At 59.8% G+C, this 15,847-nt stretch carries 17 protein-coding genes; 9 read left to right on the plus strand and 8 right to left on the minus strand.

Going from position 1 to position 15,847, the window contains the following annotated elements:
• Nucleotides 1-2: 2 nt before the first annotated feature.
• From H7C18_RS23680 to H7C18_RS23695, 4 genes are all read right to left on the minus strand, one after another.
• Nucleotides 3-782: a sigma-70 family RNA polymerase sigma factor gene (locus tag H7C18_RS23680; RefSeq protein WP_185131580.1), complete on the minus strand. Its 780-nt coding sequence runs from the start codon at nt 780-782 to the stop codon at nt 3-5.
• The gene (locus H7C18_RS23685; protein WP_185131581.1) at nt 782-1,204 is read right to left on the minus strand and encodes a VOC family protein; all 423 of its coding nucleotides are present in this window, start codon (nt 1,202-1,204) and stop codon (nt 782-784) included. The genes H7C18_RS23680 and H7C18_RS23685 overlap by 1 nt, the downstream gene beginning before the upstream one ends.
• Before the next feature lie 210 nt (nt 1,205-1,414).
• Nucleotides 1,415-2,251 carry a sulfurtransferase gene (locus tag H7C18_RS23690; RefSeq protein ID WP_185131582.1) on the minus strand — a complete coding sequence of 279 codons (837 nt, stop codon included), beginning with the start codon at nt 2,249-2,251 and terminating at the stop codon, nt 1,415-1,417.
• A gap of 40 nt (nt 2,252-2,291) precedes the next feature.
• On the minus strand, nt 2,292-3,521 hold the full coding sequence (locus H7C18_RS23695; protein ID WP_238357906.1) for an MFS transporter: 1,230 nt from the start codon (nt 3,519-3,521) through the stop codon (nt 2,292-2,294).
• A 119-nt stretch (nt 3,522-3,640) separates the two neighbouring features.
• On the opposite strand from H7C18_RS23695, the gene H7C18_RS23700 reads away from it, so the two are divergent.
• Nucleotides 3,641-4,144 carry a GNAT family N-acetyltransferase gene (locus H7C18_RS23700; RefSeq protein ID WP_185131583.1) on the plus strand — a complete coding sequence of 168 codons (504 nt, stop codon included), beginning with the start codon at nt 3,641-3,643 and terminating at the stop codon, nt 4,142-4,144.
• A gap of 415 nt (nt 4,145-4,559) precedes the next feature.
• Here the strand turns inward: H7C18_RS23700 and H7C18_RS23705 are convergent, their stop codons facing one another.
• The gene (locus H7C18_RS23705) at nt 4,560-4,883 is read right to left on the minus strand and encodes a TFIIB-type zinc ribbon-containing protein (RefSeq protein ID WP_185131584.1); all 324 of its coding nucleotides are present in this window, start codon (nt 4,881-4,883) and stop codon (nt 4,560-4,562) included.
• Nucleotides 4,880-5,236 carry a 4a-hydroxytetrahydrobiopterin dehydratase gene (locus H7C18_RS23710; RefSeq protein WP_185131585.1) on the minus strand — a complete coding sequence of 119 codons (357 nt, stop codon included), beginning with the start codon at nt 5,234-5,236 and terminating at the stop codon, nt 4,880-4,882. The genes H7C18_RS23705 and H7C18_RS23710 overlap by 4 nt, the downstream gene beginning before the upstream one ends.
• Before the next feature lie 161 nt (nt 5,237-5,397).
• On the opposite strand from H7C18_RS23710, the gene motA reads away from it, so the two are divergent.
• From motA to tadA, 3 genes are all read left to right on the plus strand, one after another.
• Entirely contained in the window at nt 5,398-6,207 is an 810-nt protein-coding gene (gene motA / locus H7C18_RS23715) for a flagellar motor stator protein MotA (protein WP_185131586.1), read from the plus strand.
• Nucleotides 6,185-7,024, plus strand: coding sequence for a flagellar motor protein MotB (gene motB, locus H7C18_RS23720; protein ID WP_185131587.1), 840 nt, complete (start codon nt 6,185-6,187; stop codon nt 7,022-7,024). Before motA ends, motB begins: the two co-directional genes overlap by 23 nt.
• Nucleotides 7,025-7,417: 393 nt before the next feature.
• Nucleotides 7,418-7,855, plus strand: a complete 438-nt coding sequence (tadA, locus tag H7C18_RS23725; RefSeq protein WP_238357922.1) for a tRNA adenosine(34) deaminase TadA — start codon at nt 7,418-7,420, stop codon at nt 7,853-7,855.
• Here tadA and H7C18_RS23730 read toward each other — a convergent pair.
• Entirely contained in the window at nt 7,784-8,056 is a 273-nt protein-coding gene (locus H7C18_RS23730; RefSeq protein WP_185131589.1) for an aspartyl-phosphate phosphatase Spo0E family protein, read from the minus strand. The genes tadA and H7C18_RS23730 overlap by 72 nt on opposite strands.
• Before the next feature lie 222 nt (nt 8,057-8,278).
• On the opposite strand from H7C18_RS23730, the gene H7C18_RS23735 reads away from it, so the two are divergent.
• From H7C18_RS23735 to H7C18_RS23750, 4 genes are all read left to right on the plus strand, one after another.
• On the plus strand, nt 8,279-8,974 hold the full coding sequence (locus tag H7C18_RS23735) for a response regulator transcription factor (protein ID WP_185131590.1): 696 nt from the start codon (nt 8,279-8,281) through the stop codon (nt 8,972-8,974).
• Nucleotides 8,975-9,000: 26 nt separating this feature from the next.
• Nucleotides 9,001-10,269, plus strand: coding sequence for a sensor histidine kinase (locus tag H7C18_RS23740; RefSeq protein WP_185131591.1), 1,269 nt, complete (start codon nt 9,001-9,003; stop codon nt 10,267-10,269).
• A gap of 74 nt (nt 10,270-10,343) precedes the next feature.
• Complete coding sequence (locus H7C18_RS23745; protein ID WP_185131592.1) at nt 10,344-11,033, plus strand: ABC transporter ATP-binding protein; 690 nt, start codon at nt 10,344-10,346, stop codon at nt 11,031-11,033.
• A complete protein-coding gene (locus tag H7C18_RS23750) occupies nt 11,030-13,552 on the plus strand; it encodes an ABC transporter permease (RefSeq protein ID WP_185131593.1) in 2,523 nt (840 codons plus the stop codon). The genes H7C18_RS23745 and H7C18_RS23750 overlap by 4 nt, the downstream gene beginning before the upstream one ends.
• 421 nt (nt 13,553-13,973) lie before the next feature.
• On the opposite strand, the gene H7C18_RS23755 is transcribed toward H7C18_RS23750, so the two are convergent.
• Nucleotides 13,974-14,984 (minus strand): LacI family DNA-binding transcriptional regulator, encoded by a 1,011-nt coding sequence (locus tag H7C18_RS23755; protein ID WP_185131594.1) that lies wholly within the window; start codon nt 14,982-14,984, stop codon nt 13,974-13,976.
• A 161-nt stretch (nt 14,985-15,145) separates the two neighbouring features.
• Here H7C18_RS23755 and H7C18_RS23760 point away from each other — a divergent pair, with 161 nt between their 5' ends.
• A complete protein-coding gene (locus H7C18_RS23760; protein ID WP_185131595.1) occupies nt 15,146-15,814 on the plus strand; it encodes a copper amine oxidase N-terminal domain-containing protein in 669 nt (222 codons plus the stop codon).
• Nucleotides 15,815-15,847: the final 33 nt, after the last annotated feature.

Below are 15,847 nucleotides of genomic sequence, written 5' to 3' on the forward strand. Positions count from 1 at the left end.
AATCACTCCTTGGATTTCGAAGGATACGGTCCATCTTGCCATTTCAACTTCTCCGTTATCGTCAATACATGGCCGTCGGGGTCGACAATTGTAAAATAAAGCATACTTCCGCGCATTTCGACCCGATCCAACACTGCGCCGTCTTCTATCATCGTCTGGTACGAACGGAATATCGCATAGGGGTCCGCACGGCGAAAACCGTCGACCAACGCTTCGAACACCTCGATGCTAAGTCCGCGGCGCGGAGCCGTAAACACGGATTCGTCCCAATACTCGGGATGGCGCTCAACGGCCGTCTTCAGCCTCGTTCTCGCCCGTTTCAAAGCCGCCTTCACCGAACCCTCGGACTGCCCGAACAGCTTTCCCGTTTCCTTCGCGGTAAAGTGAAAGACATCGATCAGCAAAATAAGAACGACTTGCTTGGGTTCAAGCCGATCGGACAACAGTTCGAGCGCCTCGCGCACATCCCACTGGCTCCATTCCTCATAGGAACCGATGTGGTGCGCTTCGAGCGGCCCGACCCGGGGCTCCCATTTGCGGCTGCGGCACAGATCCACCCACGCGTTCGCGGCAATTCGGAACAAAAAAGGCTTCGTGATTTCCCTGTTCGGGAACCGAGTATGCCAACGATAGGCTTTAAGAAGCGACTCCTGCAGCAAATCGTCCGCATCCCACTCCGAGCCTGCCTTAGCCAGACAATACCGTCTCAGATCGCCTTGCAGCGGAAGCGTCATCTCCGCGAACGTCTCATATCCCGCGTCCGAACGATCTCCCTGCGGCACTATTTTGCATTCCTTAAATGATTCTTGTGAGTAAAATACGGCGTTTGCCCCGTCTCTTCCACAATATCAACGGGATTTCCGTCCAGATCGAACGCTTGAAAAAATCGGTATCCGTCCTCTTCGTGGATTTCGCTTAATTCCGCTCCCTTGGCCTTAAGCTGTCTATACGAACGGTCGATATCGTACGAAGTGAAATTGAAGTAAGGCATCAAATCTTTGCCGGTATCGAATTGGACAGGCTGCGGTTTTTCCACTTTCCATAATAAAACCAATGTTTGAGCGTTAGGGAACTTAAGTCCGACTCGATATTCGGTCTTCTCAATCGTCTCCAGACCGAACATTCGAACGTACCACTCTTCCGAACGTGCAATGTCGGTCACCGGAATGAAGATGCCGGATACGAACGAAATGATTTTCTCCATGGATCGACCACTCTCCTCTAGTTTAATTTTCAATCTATTAACGATAAAAATCCATGAAAAGATACGGGTAGGCATTGAGGTTAAAAATAAATTAGCTTGGCTTATTGTTTGCAGCCTGCTGCCCGAGAATGCCAAAGAGGGCCGCAACAGCCTGCCCATCGGCAGCCTGTCACAGCCCTCCAACCCGCGTCCGGCGCGGCATCTTGGCTCTTACTCTTCTTCCGTCGCCACCGGATTTTCCTCATACGAGATCCAATCGCTCCAGCTGCCCGCGTACAGCTTTACTTTCTCGAAGCCGGCTTCGCTTAACGCGAGCACGTTCGGAGTGGCGGTGACGCCGGAGCCGCAGTAGACGACGATCTCCTTGTCGCGCGGCAGATCGGCGAAGTGCTCGCCCAGCGCTTCCTCGTCCTTGAACCGGCCTTGCTCGTCCAGTACGCCCTTCCAGAACCGGTTCCGCGCGCCCGGAATGTGACCCGCCTTCTTGTCGATCGGCTCGGCCTCGCCGCGGTAACGCGGCGCTTCGCGGGAGTCGATGAGAAGCACGTCGTCGCTTCCAAGCGACTCGCGAACCTCGTCGACCTCGACGAGCATGTTGTGCTGCACGGTCGCGAGGAACGTCGCCGGGATGAGCACCTTTTGGTCCGCATTCACCGGGTACCCTTCCCGTTTCCATGCGGAGAAGCCTTCGTCCATCACGTACACCTGATCGTGACCGAGATACCGCAGCAGCCACCACAGCCGCGATGCCATCGCCCCGCCCTGGTCGTCGTAAGCGACGACGCGGGTATCGTTGCCGATGCCGGCGCGGCCTAGCCGGCCGGCAAGCTCGGCGGCATCGGGCAGCGGATGACGCCCGCCGTGTTCGCCTAAGGGAGCGGACAGATCCCGCTCCAGGTCCAGGTACACGGCCCCGGGAATATGCGACTCTTCATAGGCCTGGCGCTCCGCGTCGGGTTGACCCAGCAGGAAGCGGCAATCCGCGATGACCAGGTCGGGCTCATATAGCCGGGCCAGCAGCCATTTCATGGATACGATATGTTTCATCCTGAAAATCCCCCGCTTTTCAAAGTAAATGTACGATGACTTAAGCGCCCTCAAGCAAAACAACCGACCGCCTCGCGCGTCTGTACAAATAAACCGCAACGCCGATAATCGCGAGCATCAACACGGCCGTCCCGGCGAACAGCCATTTGGTAGCCGTCGTGCCGTACTCGTCGAGGCACCAGCCGGTAATCTTCGGAACGAGACCGCCCCCCAGAAGGCCGCAGGCTATAAGCACGCTCGTCGTTCGCTCGGTGATGCCGGGAACGGCCTGGTTGGCGAACACCAGCGCGATGGCGAAGATGCCCGACATGGACAGTCCCGCCAAAAAAGCGAGCACGAACATCGCCGGAGCGCCAGAAGTCACGCTCATCAGCAGGAAGCAGACGATGCTTGCCAGGCAGGATGCGACCAAATAGACCGCGCCGCCGATCCGGTCGGCGAGTCTTCCGGCGAACAGCCGGCCGATCGTCATCGCGCCCCAGAACGCGGCAAGCGCCAGCGTCGCGGTCGCGTCCGACAAGCCGTTCGACTTCACCAGCAGCGACGGCAAGTAGTGCGTGAAGCTCATCTCTACGCCGACGTAGGCCGCGAAGAACAAGGCGCAGATCGCCAGAATGAAGCCGGGTCCGCCGACGACGCTTCGCCCCGCGCGCGCATTGGAGCTCTCGTCGCCGGAAGCCGCCGATGCATCCGCTTCGCCCGCCGGTTCCAACGAACGTCCGCCGAGCAGCTGCTTCGGCCAGAAGCGCAGCCACAGCGCGAACGACAGTACCGCCAACACGCCCACGACGCCGAAGGACAAGCGCCATTGTCCCGCTTCGATCAGCGCCGCGCCGGCGAACGGAACGATCAGCGCCCCCACGCCGAAAAACGTCTCCACGCGCGTCATCGCCACATTCGCGTTGGCTCCGGCTCCCGATATAACGAGCGAGCCGACCAGCGTCTCGATCACGCCGAAGCTGAAGCCCGTCACCGGCGCGATGGTCAGCATCGCTCCCCAGGGCGGCAGCGCCGTGTAGGCGATCTCCATCGCGGTCATCACGCCGAACGCCGATAACAACAGCGCTTTGCGTCCCATTCTGCGGATCAGCCACGGAGCGCAAAGCGTTCCGAACAATCCCCCGAGGAACTGGTTCATCACCAGTTGTCCCCCGTCGCTATATTGCACGCCGTATGCATGGACCATCGGTTCCAGTATGGCCCCGAGAACCAGTTCTCCGAGGCCGATCGTCAAATAGGCCATGCATCCGAGCAAAATCAATCGAGCCATCCGGTACGCATTCTCCCTTCCCGTCCGCGCAAAAAATGCCGCTGCCGCGAGCGGGCAGACGATTTATTATACCATGAACCCGATGCTGTGTTATGTTGTATTCAAGGAGAGATGCCGCGATGAACGAGAACGTCCCCCGCTTCCGTTTTGCCGCCATGTCCGAGCGGGACGGCGAGGAGATCTGCTCTTGGCGTTACCCGCCGCCCTATGACGTCTATCAATGGCCGGCGTGGCCGCGCATGCTCGCCGAGGAGATCGAATTCGGCGATCCTGACATTCGGGAACGCCAATACGCCTCCGTTCTGGACGAGAACGGAGACTTCGTCGGCTACGCGCAATTTTTCCCGATGGCGGGAGTCATCCGGTTGGGCCTCGGCCTGAGGCCGGATTGCTGCGGACGCGGCTGGGGAGCGGCCTTCTTAGAAGCGGCCGCCCGGGAAGCGGCGCGGCGGGCGCCGGACGCGGAGATCGATCTGGAGGTCGAGGTCTGGAACAAACGGGCGATTCGCGCTTACCAGAAGGCGGGCTTCGAGATCGACGACCGCTACGATCGCAAGGCCGTGCACGGAATCGTCTCTCTCTACTGCATGGTCCGAAAAAGCAGTCAGGGAGCGGTTCGTTGAGGTGCGCTTCCTAACGAAACCTAGAGATCTTATCCGGCGATTTTACGACCGCAGTAAAACGTAACGAAACGAAAGCATCTTATTCCCGCTCAAACGGGGGATCCAAGCCTCAAACGAGCCGAATAAGGCTTCCTGAGTTCGTTAGACTTCATTTATTCGGAAAATGGGGCAAATAGCGTCGGCACGTTTCGTTAGCGGTCAGCAGCAGCCTCGCGGCGTCGGCTAGGACGACTATTTCAGCTGTTTAACGCGGATAATCCGCGTTAGCGAGCCGCTCGTGCGTCCATATGACGGTTTAACGCGGATAATCCGCGTTAGCAGGCTGCTCGAGCGTCCCTGCGACGAATTAACGCGATAAATCCGAGTAAACGGGCCGGGCGATGCCTTGCCCGGCCCGATCCGTCCCCGTATGCTTTTAGTCGAACAGATCCCCGAACACATCCATAACGCTTCTTTTCTTCTTATGCTTCGATCCGTGCCCGCCATGCCCGCCGTACCCGCCCTCGTACCGCCGATCGTCCTCGCGAGGCGGCGGATAGCCGTCGCTGCGGCTTCCGCGCCGCTCGTCGTTGTAATACCACTCGTTGTAGTCGTCCCGGACTTCCCGAACTTCCTTCATCAGCTTGTCGAGCTCCCCGCGATCCAGCCACACGCCTTTGCAGCTCGGGCAGATGTCGATAAGAACCCCGTCCTTCTCCACTTCCCGCATTCGAGAATCGCTGCAAACCGGACAGTTCATCCAAGAACTCCTCCTTCCTTATTTAAGTTTATGTACGGCCCGACCCGCAGGCCGGTTTCAGGGAGCAGCAGCCGCTCGTACGCGGCGGCGGATTCCAGGTCCAGCTCCGTCAGCCCGCCCGAGTGCCAGGTCGTGAGCCGCAGCGTGACCCGCCGGTAATCGATCGCGATGAACGGATGGTGGTTCCGCTTCTCCGCTTCCTCGGCCACCCGGTTCACGAACGAGATCGCCTCGGAGAACGCGGGGAACAGGATTTTGCGGAGGATCCTTTTCCCCTCCTCTACCGTCCAACCCGGCAGCTCCTCCAATCCCTTTTCCAATTCTTCCGGCGTCAACAAAGGCTTCTTGCTCATCGGCAGCTCCTCCTCTTGTCATCCTGAGCCGCGCCCATCAAGCTTATTTTGCGAAAATGGGATCGCGGTCCTCTAAACCTTTCGCCCCGGCATGTCGATAAACCTAGTAAAGTGTCGGCTCGCGCAAAACCATTCATTACTCGACAATCTGGGGTGTACGAATGAAAAATTCAACGATTATCGGTTTGGCATTGGGACTCGTGGCGCTGCTGGTCGGGATGGTCCTGAAGGGCGCCCCGATCACGGCTTTGATCTCCAACCCGGCCGCCTATGTCATTATTCTGGTCGGTACCGCCGCTTCGGTGTTCGTGGCTTTCCCGATGCGGGACTTGGCCAAGGTTCCCAAGCTTCTGAAGATCATCTTCGCCGAACAGAAGCTCATTCCGAAGGATGAAGTGATCAGCATGTTCATGGAATGGGCCGGGATCACCCGTCGCGAAGGCCTGCTGGCGCTCGAGACGAGGGTCGAAGAGATCGAGGACCAATTCCTGAAGAACGGGATGCGGATGATCATCGACGGCAACGACCAGGAATTCGTGCGGGACGTGCTGCTCGAGGATATCTCGGCGACCGAAGACCGGCACAAGGGCGGCGCGGCGATCTTCTCCCAAGCCGGGATGTACGCGCCGACGCTCGGGGTGCTCGGAGCGGTTATCGGCTTGATCGCGGCGCTCGGCAACCTGGCCGAGATGGAGAAGCTGGCGCATGCCGTCGCCGCCGCGTTCGTCGCCACGCTGCTCGGTATTTTCACCGGTTACGTGCTGTGGCACCCGATGGCCAACAAGCTGAAGCGGCTGTCCAAGCGCGAAGTCGAGCTGCGGCTGATGATGGTCGAAGGCCTCCTCTCTATTCAGTCCGGCGTCTCCACAACCGCGATCCAGCAGAAGCTGTCCGTGTTCCTCACCCCGACGGAACGGCTCAAGCTGGCCGAGAAGGAGGAGAGCGAACGTGAGCAAAAAGCATCGGCGTGAGGAAGATGATGAGCACCCGGACGAATCCTGGCTGCTTCCCTATTCCGACTTGATGACGCTGCTGCTTGCTCTTTTTATCGTGCTGTATGCGGCGAGCTCCGTCAATATCTCGAAGCTTGAAGAGCTGAGCCACGCATTCGACAACGCCTTCAGCTCCGGGATCAACATTCTGGACAAGAACGCCTTGATCAAGGCGACCGACGAGCAGAACAAGCATCAGCAGCAGCGCCATGAAGACGTTGGAGCCCGGCCCAACAAGGAGCAGTTGAAGCAGGAAGAGCAGGAGAACCTGGAGAACCTCAAGAAGAAGCTGGACAGCTACATCAAGCAGAACGGTCTGTCCACCCAGCTGCAAACGCAGCTCAACCAGTCCCAGCTCCTGATTACGATACGCGACAACGCCCTGTTCCCTTCGGGAAGCGCCGACGTGAAGCCGGACGCCCAGAAGCTGGCCGTCGCCATCGGACAGATGCTGCAGAGCTATCCCGATTACGAAGTGATCGTGTCCGGACATACCGACAACGAACCGATCAACACGCAGGAGTTCGCCTCGAACTGGGAGCTGAGCTCCAAACGGGCGATCAACTTCATGAAGATTCTGCTTCAGAATCCCGCGTTCGATCCGAAGAAGTTCAGTGCCATCGGCTACGGCGAATACCGTCCGGTCGACACGAACAACACGGCGGAAGGACGGGCCAAAAACCGGCGGGTCGAGGTGTCCATTCTGCGGAAGTACACGGATACGGCGACCGACGACACCGTTCTCGACGCCATTGCCGCACAGGATCAGAAGGACGCATCGACCGCAAGCCCGTAACGCCGGACGCGAGACGGCCTGCCCTTTGGGGCGGGCCGTCTTTTTCATAGGGAATGAGCGGGGTGATCGGGTGCGGACGGAGAGCTTCAGAGCCTGCATCCGGCTCGTTTGACCTTCCTCCCCACTCTGCTACAATGAATATGCATCGGGCGGGAGGGCAAGGTCTTGGCGTACCGCCAATCGGCACCGCTCGTCAAAAATTGACAAACAAATCCGTGATCCACTGATATTGGGGCTTTCATTCTACTTATACCCACAGAAAAGAACAAAATGTGCATAATTCTGTGGACAATCTTGTCGTTATCCACAGAATTGTGCACAGCATGTTAACAACGAATAAGTGTTCGCGGGAAAAGAAAGGGGTACGTTCGCTTGTTCGACGACGAACATTGGATGGCCGAAGCGATCCGCCAGGCCCGACTGGCCGAGCAAATCGGCGAAGTTCCGATCGGAGCGGTCGTCGTGCGGGACGATCTCGTGATCGGCGCCGGCTATAACGTAAGGGAGACGACGCACGATCCGACCGCCCATGCGGAGATGATCGCGATCCGTCAAGCGAGCGAAGCGCTCGGCGCCTGGCGTCTTCTGGGCTGCACCCTATACGTAACGCTGGAGCCCTGCCCGATGTGCGCAGGGGCTATTCTTCAGTCCCGGGTGGAACGAGTCGTCTACGGGACCGGCGATCCGAAAGCGGGCTGCGTCGGCACGCTGATGGACCTGCTGCAAGACGGCCGCTTCAACCACGTGTCGGAATGGAGATCAGGGGTGCTTCAAGATGAGTGCTCCGCTCTCCTGACCGACTTTTTCCGGCGTCTTCGGGTCCGCAAATAAAGGATCTTCCGGTTTTCGGCCGCGCGAGCTTCGCGCTTTGCGTTCATTCATGCGCTCCTTCTGCAGCTGCAAAATCAGTCTGTCGGCCTCCTCGCTGACAGCCAGGATGTCGGGATCGGTCAGATTGCCCCGGTTGTTCGCCATCTCGTAAAGACGGTTCTGCAACAGCTGAAGCCGATGAATGAGCAGATTCTTGTCCATAGGTCTCCGGCCGCCCCTTTCCGTAGGAGGATTCGTCACAGAGCGCTATCATCCGTGAACTAACTTCCATTATATGATGAAAAGGTTTCGGTTCTTGTTGAACATTGTCGAGTTATTTTGGTAAATTTCTATCATTTTCCGACATAATTGGTTCTCACGAACTATATTCCGGGAAACGTTCGCCAGTCGGCTGCGTCCCCCGACCCTTCGGAGGTTCCGAACATGTCCAGTCCGCATCTTCTGCTGGTTGAAGACGACGAAGCGCTGCACCGGGGAATCGAGTTCACCCTGCGGCAGGAAGGTTACGACGTGACCGGGGTCCGCTTCGCGGCGGAAGCGCTGGCCGCGGTGGAGAAGCGAGCGTTCGACCTGATCGTGCTGGACGTCCAGCTTCCCGACGGCAACGGCTTCGACGTCTGTGTCCGGCTGCGCGAGAGCACCGACATTCCGATCGTGTTCCTCACCGCGAGCGACAGCGAGCTCGATATCGTCCGCGGCCTCGACCTCGGCGGCGACGATTACATTACGAAGCCGTTCCGGCTACGGGAATTTCTGTCGCGCATCCAGGCCGTGCTCCGGCGCCGCTCCGCCGTTCGGCCGGCACGGGCCGAAGCGGCCGTGCTGCAGAGCGAAGGGCTGACGCTGCATACCGCCGAGATGAGGCTGTCGAAAAACGGACAGGACATCCCGCTCAGCGTGACGGAGTTCCGGCTGCTGGCGCTGCTGATGAGCCATCCGAAGGCCGTCCTCTCCAAGGAGCAAATCCTGCAGCAGCTGTGGCAGGAAGGCGGCGAATACATGGACGACAACACGGTGGCGGTCAACATTCGCCGGCTGCGCGAGAAGATCGAAGACCGGCCGAACGATCCCCGGTTGATTCTGACCGTCCGAGGAGCCGGATATCGATGGAACGGCTGAGCATAGCCCGCAGAGGAGCCGGGAGATTGTGGCGTAATTCGGGCACCCGCCGCCTGGCGCTGCTGCTGGCCGTCGCCGCGCTCGTCTCGATCGCCGCCGCCTGGGCGTTCGCCGCCTACGAGACGAACCGGCTCAAACGGGATTGGACGGATCGCGATAACGCCCTGATCGGCGAGCTCGCGTCCAGACACCCCGAACTGTCCGCCGAGCTGCCCGGCCTGTTCGCTTCCAAAGAGATCGCCGCCGATCCGAAGGCGCGGGAGGCGGGCCGCAAGCTGGCGGCCGAATACGGGCTGGAAGACATCGACGTCTCGTTGCTTCCGATCGTCGGCAGCGACAGGCATCGCCTGAGGATCTCGCTGACCGTCGGCCTGCTGTTTCTGTTCGCCTCCCTGACCGTCCTGCTAATCCGCGAATTCGACCGGCCGAACCGCCAGATCCGTCGGTTAACCGATGCGTTGGAGTCGGTCGTCAAACAGAATCGGCCGATGGATTACCGCATCTATGGAGAAGACGACCTGGGACAGCTCGCGCATCGCGTGCAGGAGCTTGCTCTTCGGCTGCAGGAGACGATCTCGCAGCTCCATCGCGACAAGGATTTCCTCAAAGAGACGATCGCCGACATCTCCCACCAGCTCAAAACTCCGCTCGCTTCGCTCATGGTGTACAACGAGCTGCTGAAGGACGAGCGGACGGCTCCCGTCGACGCCGGCGAGTTTCTGGACATCTGCGGCCGCGAGCTGGAGCGGATGGAATGGCTCATTCTGACGCTGCTCAAGATCGCCCGGCTGGAAGCCGGCGCGCTGGACCTGCAGCGGGTCCGCGCCCCTCTGGGCGCCACGATCGAGCGAGCGGTCGAGCCTCTCCGCAAGCTCGCTTCGCAGAAGGAAGTCGACATTCGCGTCATCGAGCCGGAAAAGCCGGCCGAAGCGGTTCACGATCCGCGCTGGCTGGCCGAAGCGATCGGCAACCTGGTCAAGAACGCGGTGGAGCACAGTCCGCCGGGGAGCGCCGTCACGATTCGCACGGAGCGAACGCCCGTCTTCATCCGCATCTTCGTTCGCGACGAAGGGCAGGGCGTCGACGAGCGCCATCTCCCCCATATTTTCAAGAAATTCTACCGCGCCCAGTCCGGCAGCGGAGTCGGCCTCGGTCTGCCGCTGGCCAAATCGGTTGCGGAGCGTCATGAGGGCATCCTGTCGGCCGTGCGCAACGAAGGCGCCGGCATGACGTTCGTTCTGGCGCTGCCGGCCGGCCGCGACGGGCAGGGAGACGGCTCCCTTACAACTCTGTAAGCTTCGAACCGCTCCCCTGTAAGATAAGGCGGCTATACTGCTCCTATAGATTACAGGGGAAGGATGAATTTAAGATGAACGTCATCGAAGCGGACCATTTGAGCAAAAAATACGGAAAAGACAGCACGATGGTGGAAGCGCTCCGGGAGGTCAGCTTCAGCGTGCCGCAAGGGGAATTCGTGGCGATCGTCGGCGCGAGCGGCTCGGGCAAGAGCACGCTGCTTCACTTGCTCGGCGGGCTGGATCGTCCTTCTTCCGGCATCGTGCGGATCGACGGAGAGGATTTGTACGCGCTGAAGGAGCGCGAACGCGCGGTTTTTCGGCGGCGGAAGATCGGATTCATTTTCCAATCGTTCAATCTCATCCCCGTTCTCAACGTCGAAGAGAACATCCAGCTGCCGCTGCTTCTCGACCATCGGCAGCCGGATAAGGAATATATCCGCGATCTGATCCAGACGCTGGGCCTGACCGATCGCCGCAAGCATCTGCCGTCGGAGCTGTCCGGCGGCCAGCAGCAGCGGGTGGCCATCGGCCGCGCTCTCGCCTACCGTCCCGCCATCGTGCTCGCGGACGAGCCGACCGGCAACCTGGACAGCGCGAACGGCCGCGAGGTGCTGGAGCTGCTGAAGCTGGCCGTCCGCCAGTACCATCAGACCGTCATCGTGATCTCCCACGACATGAACGTCGCCGCCGAAGCGGACCGCGTGCTGCGCATGCAGGACGGGCGGCTGATGAGCGACACGCGCGGGGGGAGCGGCGTATGAACGGGTACGGAGCGCTATCCGGGCGCTATTTAAAGCAGCAGCGCAAGCGGTCGATCCTGACGATTATCGGCATCATCCTTTCGGTCGCGCTGATCAGCGCGATCGGCACGATGGGCCAAAGCTTGACGGACAACATGCTTCAGCGCGCGATCTATGAGCAAGGGGCCTATCATTTCGGATACGGCAAGGCGGATGCCAAGCTGTACAACGAGCTTAAGAACAACGTGCTGGTCGGAAAACTCGGCTTTGTGACGGAAGGGCAAGATACGGCTCTGGACGACACTTTTAAGATTAGGCTGTCCGAAGTCAACGCGGACTTTTTCGAGCTGGCGCCCGTGCACCTGCAGGAAGGCCGTTGGCCGCAGAACGACCGGGAAGCGGTGCTGGAGCAGTGGATGCTCTCCCATCTGCCGGGCAAGCCCAAGATCGGCGATGAGGCGAAGCTGAACGGACCGGACGGGAAGCCGGCTTCCTACCGGATTGTCGGCGTGATGATCAACTCCAAGAACAGCCAATTAAACGCCGAGTCGTCGGCTTACACGCTGACGAACGAAGGCGGCATTCCGAGCGGAAACTTCATCGTTCTGGCCGCGTTCAAGCCCGGCGTCGATATCAGCAGCCATCTGAAGGCGTTCAGCGGCATGGGCGAGAAGTTCAAAGCCAACGATCAGATGCTGGCTTATATGGGCGAATCGTCGGACAACAACATTAACAAGGTTTTCGCGATCATCTTCGGTACGCTCATCGGCTTGGTCGTGCTGTCGACGGCGGCGGTCATCTACAATATTTTTCACATCTCGGTCCTGGAACGGATCCGGCAGTTTGGCTTGCTGCGAACGATCGGGGCGACGCCGGCCCAAATTCGCAGCCTCGTGTTCCGGGAAGCGACCGTGCTCGGGATCATCGGCATTCCGATCGGCCTGCTCGTCGGCTGGGGCGCGCTTTGGCTGGCCATCAAGCTGATGCTGGAGTCCGGCTTCAAGATTTTGCAGATGGAGGATTTCAAGCTCACCGTCCATGCCTGGATTATCGGCGGCAGCGCGCTGATCGGCCTGCTCTCGGTCTATCTCGCGGCCTGGCTCCCGGCCCGCAAGGCGGCTTCGGTCTCTCCGGTCGAAGCCGTCCGGGGCGCAGGCAGCATCGTGCGCGAATCGTTCCGGCGGGGACGGATTCCGTCCCCGCTGCAGGGCTTCGGCGTCGGCGGCAAGATGGCGGCCAAGAACATCCGGCGCAACCGGAGCAAATTCCGGATCACCACGTTCTCGATCGTCATCAGCGTGTGCCTGTTCACCGTGTTCCATTATTTTACCCAGGAGACGCTCTTCATTACGACCGATTCCAACGAGGAGGACCGGATCGCCTTCTCCGTTTATCCGAACCGCGACACATCGGATAAGCCTTTCATGACCCAGGAGCAAATGGACGACCTGGCATCGACGTCGGGCGTCAGGGGCGTTTACGGAGACTATTGGTCGAACGGCAGCGCCGTTTGGGTTCCGGAGAACAAACTCAACCCGAATTTTTATTCCGTCTTGAGAAGGACTCCGGCGGAGATGCAGCGCGACGGCGCCAAGTACGTGTTCACGAACGGCATCGTCAATCTCTATGACGACGCCAGGCTGAAGGATTCGGCGCCGTACCTGGTTGCCGGGACGGTCGACCCGAAGAAGCTGGCGGCGGACAACGCCGTTCTGATCGTCCAGACGGTCAAGCCGGTCGATCCGAAAGACGGCAAGAGAACGCAGTTGGACATGACAAGCTACAAAGTCGGCGACAAGCTGCTGATCGATATGTCGCAAAGCGAGAAGCCCGATTCGTTCCAGGAAGTGACGGTGGGCGGCATCCTGTCGCAGTCCCCGTTCGGGGAGACGTATTTGAAGGATAATCTGAACATGATGGCGCCGAGACAAGTGTTCGAGCGGCTAAACAAGGCAGTGCCCGTGCAGCCGGGGGAAGAAAGTCAGGGACCGCATATGTACGGAATCGATATCGCCATGAAAGACGGGGCCGACAACGGAGCGATCCGCGCCAAGCTGCAGGCGCTGGTCGATTCGCAGCCGAATATCCGAATTTCGGATATCGCCGCCCAGCAGAAGGAAGAACGCCAGTTCAATCTGCAGATGCAAATCTTCGTCTACGGCTTCCTGATCGTCATCGGAGGCATCGGCAGCCTGAACATCATCAACACCGTTCAGACGAACCTGCTGCTGCGCCGCCGCGAGTTCGGCCTGCTGCAGGCGGTCGGCATGACGGTCCGCCAGCTCCGCCGCATGGCCTCGCTCGAGGGCATCTGGTATGGCGCGCTCGGCAGCTTCTGGGGACTCGTGTCCGGCTACGTGCTGAGTTACCTGCTCTTCATCGAGCTGTCGGGCCTTCAGGGCATGCCGTTCCGCTTCCCTTGGCCCGGCGTCCTGATCGCCTGCGGAATCGCGCTGCTCGTCGGGCTTCTGTCGGTGCAAGGTCCGATGAGCCGCATCTCCAAGGCGAACCTGATCGACTCTTTGCGGGAGGAAGCGTAAGGGCGGTTGACAGGCGAAAACGGCATCGTTGATCGTTCGAGGCGCCTTCCCCACCCTTTCGGTTAAAAAGCCTGCGAAAACGCAGGCTTTTTCTCATAGAATGGGGGGCTTGCACGAAAACCTGCAAACGTGCAGGCTTTTCCCTGGGTTCGGCCCATTTTCCCGTCTCGGCGCGATTAAAACCTGCATATTTACAGTTATTCTAACGGTCTACGGCCTCGCTCGGGCCAAAAGATGCACACTTGCAGGTTTGCTTTGGCCGACCCTCTTGGCGATGCGATGCCGCCCCCAGGAACAGGCCCGAGAGCCATACCGCGAGTCGACTCCGTCAGCCCCGCAAACGGAAGCGTCATCGTCGTTCAGCCATCGCCCGTCCCGAACGAAGAAACGGCAAGCCCGTAGGCTTGCCGCTTCTTTCTCGTCACGGAGCCGGCGCGCAGGTGCCGCGGGATACCCACTCCGTCGGCAGAATCACTTGCTTCGACGGAATGTCCGCTTCGCGGATCAGGTCGTCGAGCAGCTCCACCGCCTTGCGACCGATCGACTGCGTATCCTGGCGAATCGTCGTCAGCGCCGGGCGTACGCTGCGCGCCGCTTCGATATCGTCGAAGCCGACGATGGAGAGGTCGTCCGGCACGGACAAGCCTTCCTCGGCCGCCGCCTCCATCGCCCCGATCGCGCTCATGTCGGAGCAGCAGACGATCGCCGTCGGCCGTTCCCGCACCGGGAGCGCGAGCAAGCGCTTGGCCGCCTCATACCCGCTCTCCCGCGTGAAATCGCCCGCGATGACGTATTCCTGGCGGAACGGCAGCCTGAATTCGGCCAGTCCTTCGCGGTAGCCTTCGAAACGGGTCCGGCTCGCATACGAGCCCGGCTGCCCCGCGATAAACGCGATGCGCCGATGGTTCCACTCGTGCAGCCGCCGGACCGCCGAGCGAATCGCTTCGACATTGTCCGACGAGATCGTGGCGATATGGCTGCCGCTGATCTCCATGTCGATGAAGACGGCAGGCAGCCTGGACTCGATCAGTTCGCCGAAATCCATATCCGACTCCTGGAAGCCGAACACGAGCACGCCCTCCACGTTGCGGCTTCGGCAGTGCCGGACGAAGTTGTATTCCTCGCGCCAGGACACTTGGGACAGGTAGATCAGATCGTAACCCCGCGCCTGCAAGGCCTGGTCGACCCCGCCCAGCAGACTTGCGAAGAAGGGGTGGGATAATCCTGTCGTCAGGAATACGCCGAGCGTCATCGACCGCTGTCCGACAAGCGAACGGGCCGCCGCGTTCGGGTGGAATTGCATCTCCTTCGCGATTCGCTGCACCTTCTCGCGTGTGGAGGCGTTTACACTTCTGTAACCGTTTAAAGCCTTGGATACCGTCGCCACCGAAACGCCGGCCGCTTTGGCGATATCCCGAATGTTTACCGGCATTGTTCGAACCCGCCTTGGTCTACTCTGTTTGGTTTAAAAATACCGCGATTCCTCGCTTTTGGCAACAAAGACCCGAAAATTCGCTCCGATGCAACTTTCCGCCGAAAGGCGCCGTCTCTTTTGGTAAGAGGTGACTCCAATTCTTTGAAAGAGGTGGCGACATGAGAAAAAAGTGGATTGCGGTTCTAGGTACGGCTATCGCCGTTCTGGCGATCAGCAGCTCGGTCTACGCATCGGGTTCGATCAAGCTCGTCGTGAACGGGCATACGGTGAACTCGGATACGGCGCCCCGCGTGATCGACGGGCGTACGATGGTTCCGATCCGAACGGCTGCCGAAGCGCTCGGGGCGACCGTGAATTGGCACAGCGATACCCAGACGGTAACGATCGACACGAATACCGGCGGGGGAGACCAGGGGCAGCAGCAGGAGATTCAACTGCTTCAGCAAGCGCTTGCGCCGGCGACGGCGGACGAAGCCGTGCAAACTTGGGCCGAATCGGTGAAAAGCCGCAACGGCGCGGCGCAATATGCGGTTCTGTCCGCCACTCTGCAGGGTGAGACGGTCCAAACCTACAAGGATCTGAACTGGGTCACGGGCCTATCGAGCCCGTGGGTGGCGAGCTATGACGTTTCCAAGCCCGCCCAAGCGGCGAACGGCAGTTCCGTTTACACCGTGGTCTTCAAGCTGGCGGACTCGACCGGGGACGCCGGAAGCGGAACGGTGAAGGTGACGGTCTCCGCCAAGGATTCGAAATGGTTCATCGGCGGTTTGCAAATGACCGACGGAGCCGACAACCTGGGCGGTATCGTCGTGGTGCCCGGGAAATAAGCAAGCGAGTAGGCGCATGGAAAAAGGCCGCAG

Source organism: Cohnella zeiphila (genome assembly GCF_014212055.1).
Lineage (GTDB): Bacteria > Bacillota > Bacilli > Paenibacillales > Paenibacillaceae > Cohnella > Cohnella zeiphila.

Excerpts from the sequence above, each read along its gene's own strand:
- H7C18_RS23700 (WP_185131583.1), top strand. The coding sequence starts at position 3,641 with ATGAACGAGAACGTCCCCCGCTTCCGTTTTGCCGCCATGTCCGAGCGG.
- H7C18_RS23695 (WP_238357906.1), bottom strand. The coding sequence starts at position 3,521 with ATGGCTCGATTGATTTTGCTCGGATGCATGGCCTATTTGACGATCGGC.
- H7C18_RS23735 (WP_185131590.1), top strand. The coding sequence starts at position 8,279 with ATGTCCAGTCCGCATCTTCTGCTGGTTGAAGACGACGAAGCGCTGCAC.
- H7C18_RS23755 (WP_185131594.1), bottom strand. The coding sequence starts at position 14,984 with ATGCCGGTAAACATTCGGGATATCGCCAAAGCGGCCGGCGTTTCGGTG.
- H7C18_RS23760 (WP_185131595.1), top strand. The coding sequence starts at position 15,146 with ATGAGAAAAAAGTGGATTGCGGTTCTAGGTACGGCTATCGCCGTTCTG.
- H7C18_RS23730 (WP_185131589.1), bottom strand. The coding sequence starts at position 8,056 with ATGGACAAGAATCTGCTCATTCATCGGCTTCAGCTGTTGCAGAACCGT.
- H7C18_RS23690 (WP_185131582.1), bottom strand. The coding sequence starts at position 2,251 with ATGAAACATATCGTATCCATGAAATGGCTGCTGGCCCGGCTATATGAG.
- H7C18_RS23705 (WP_185131584.1), bottom strand. The coding sequence starts at position 4,883 with ATGAACTGTCCGGTTTGCAGCGATTCTCGAATGCGGGAAGTGGAGAAG.
- H7C18_RS23710 (WP_185131585.1), bottom strand. The coding sequence starts at position 5,236 with ATGAGCAAGAAGCCTTTGTTGACGCCGGAAGAATTGGAAAAGGGATTG.
- H7C18_RS23745 (WP_185131592.1), top strand. The coding sequence starts at position 10,344 with ATGAACGTCATCGAAGCGGACCATTTGAGCAAAAAATACGGAAAAGAC.
- H7C18_RS23685 (WP_185131581.1), bottom strand. The coding sequence starts at position 1,204 with ATGGAGAAAATCATTTCGTTCGTATCCGGCATCTTCATTCCGGTGACC.
- motA (WP_185131586.1), top strand. The coding sequence starts at position 5,398 with ATGAAAAATTCAACGATTATCGGTTTGGCATTGGGACTCGTGGCGCTG.
- H7C18_RS23750 (WP_185131593.1), top strand. The coding sequence starts at position 11,030 with ATGAACGGGTACGGAGCGCTATCCGGGCGCTATTTAAAGCAGCAGCGC.
- tadA (WP_238357922.1), top strand. The coding sequence starts at position 7,418 with ATGGCCGAAGCGATCCGCCAGGCCCGACTGGCCGAGCAAATCGGCGAA.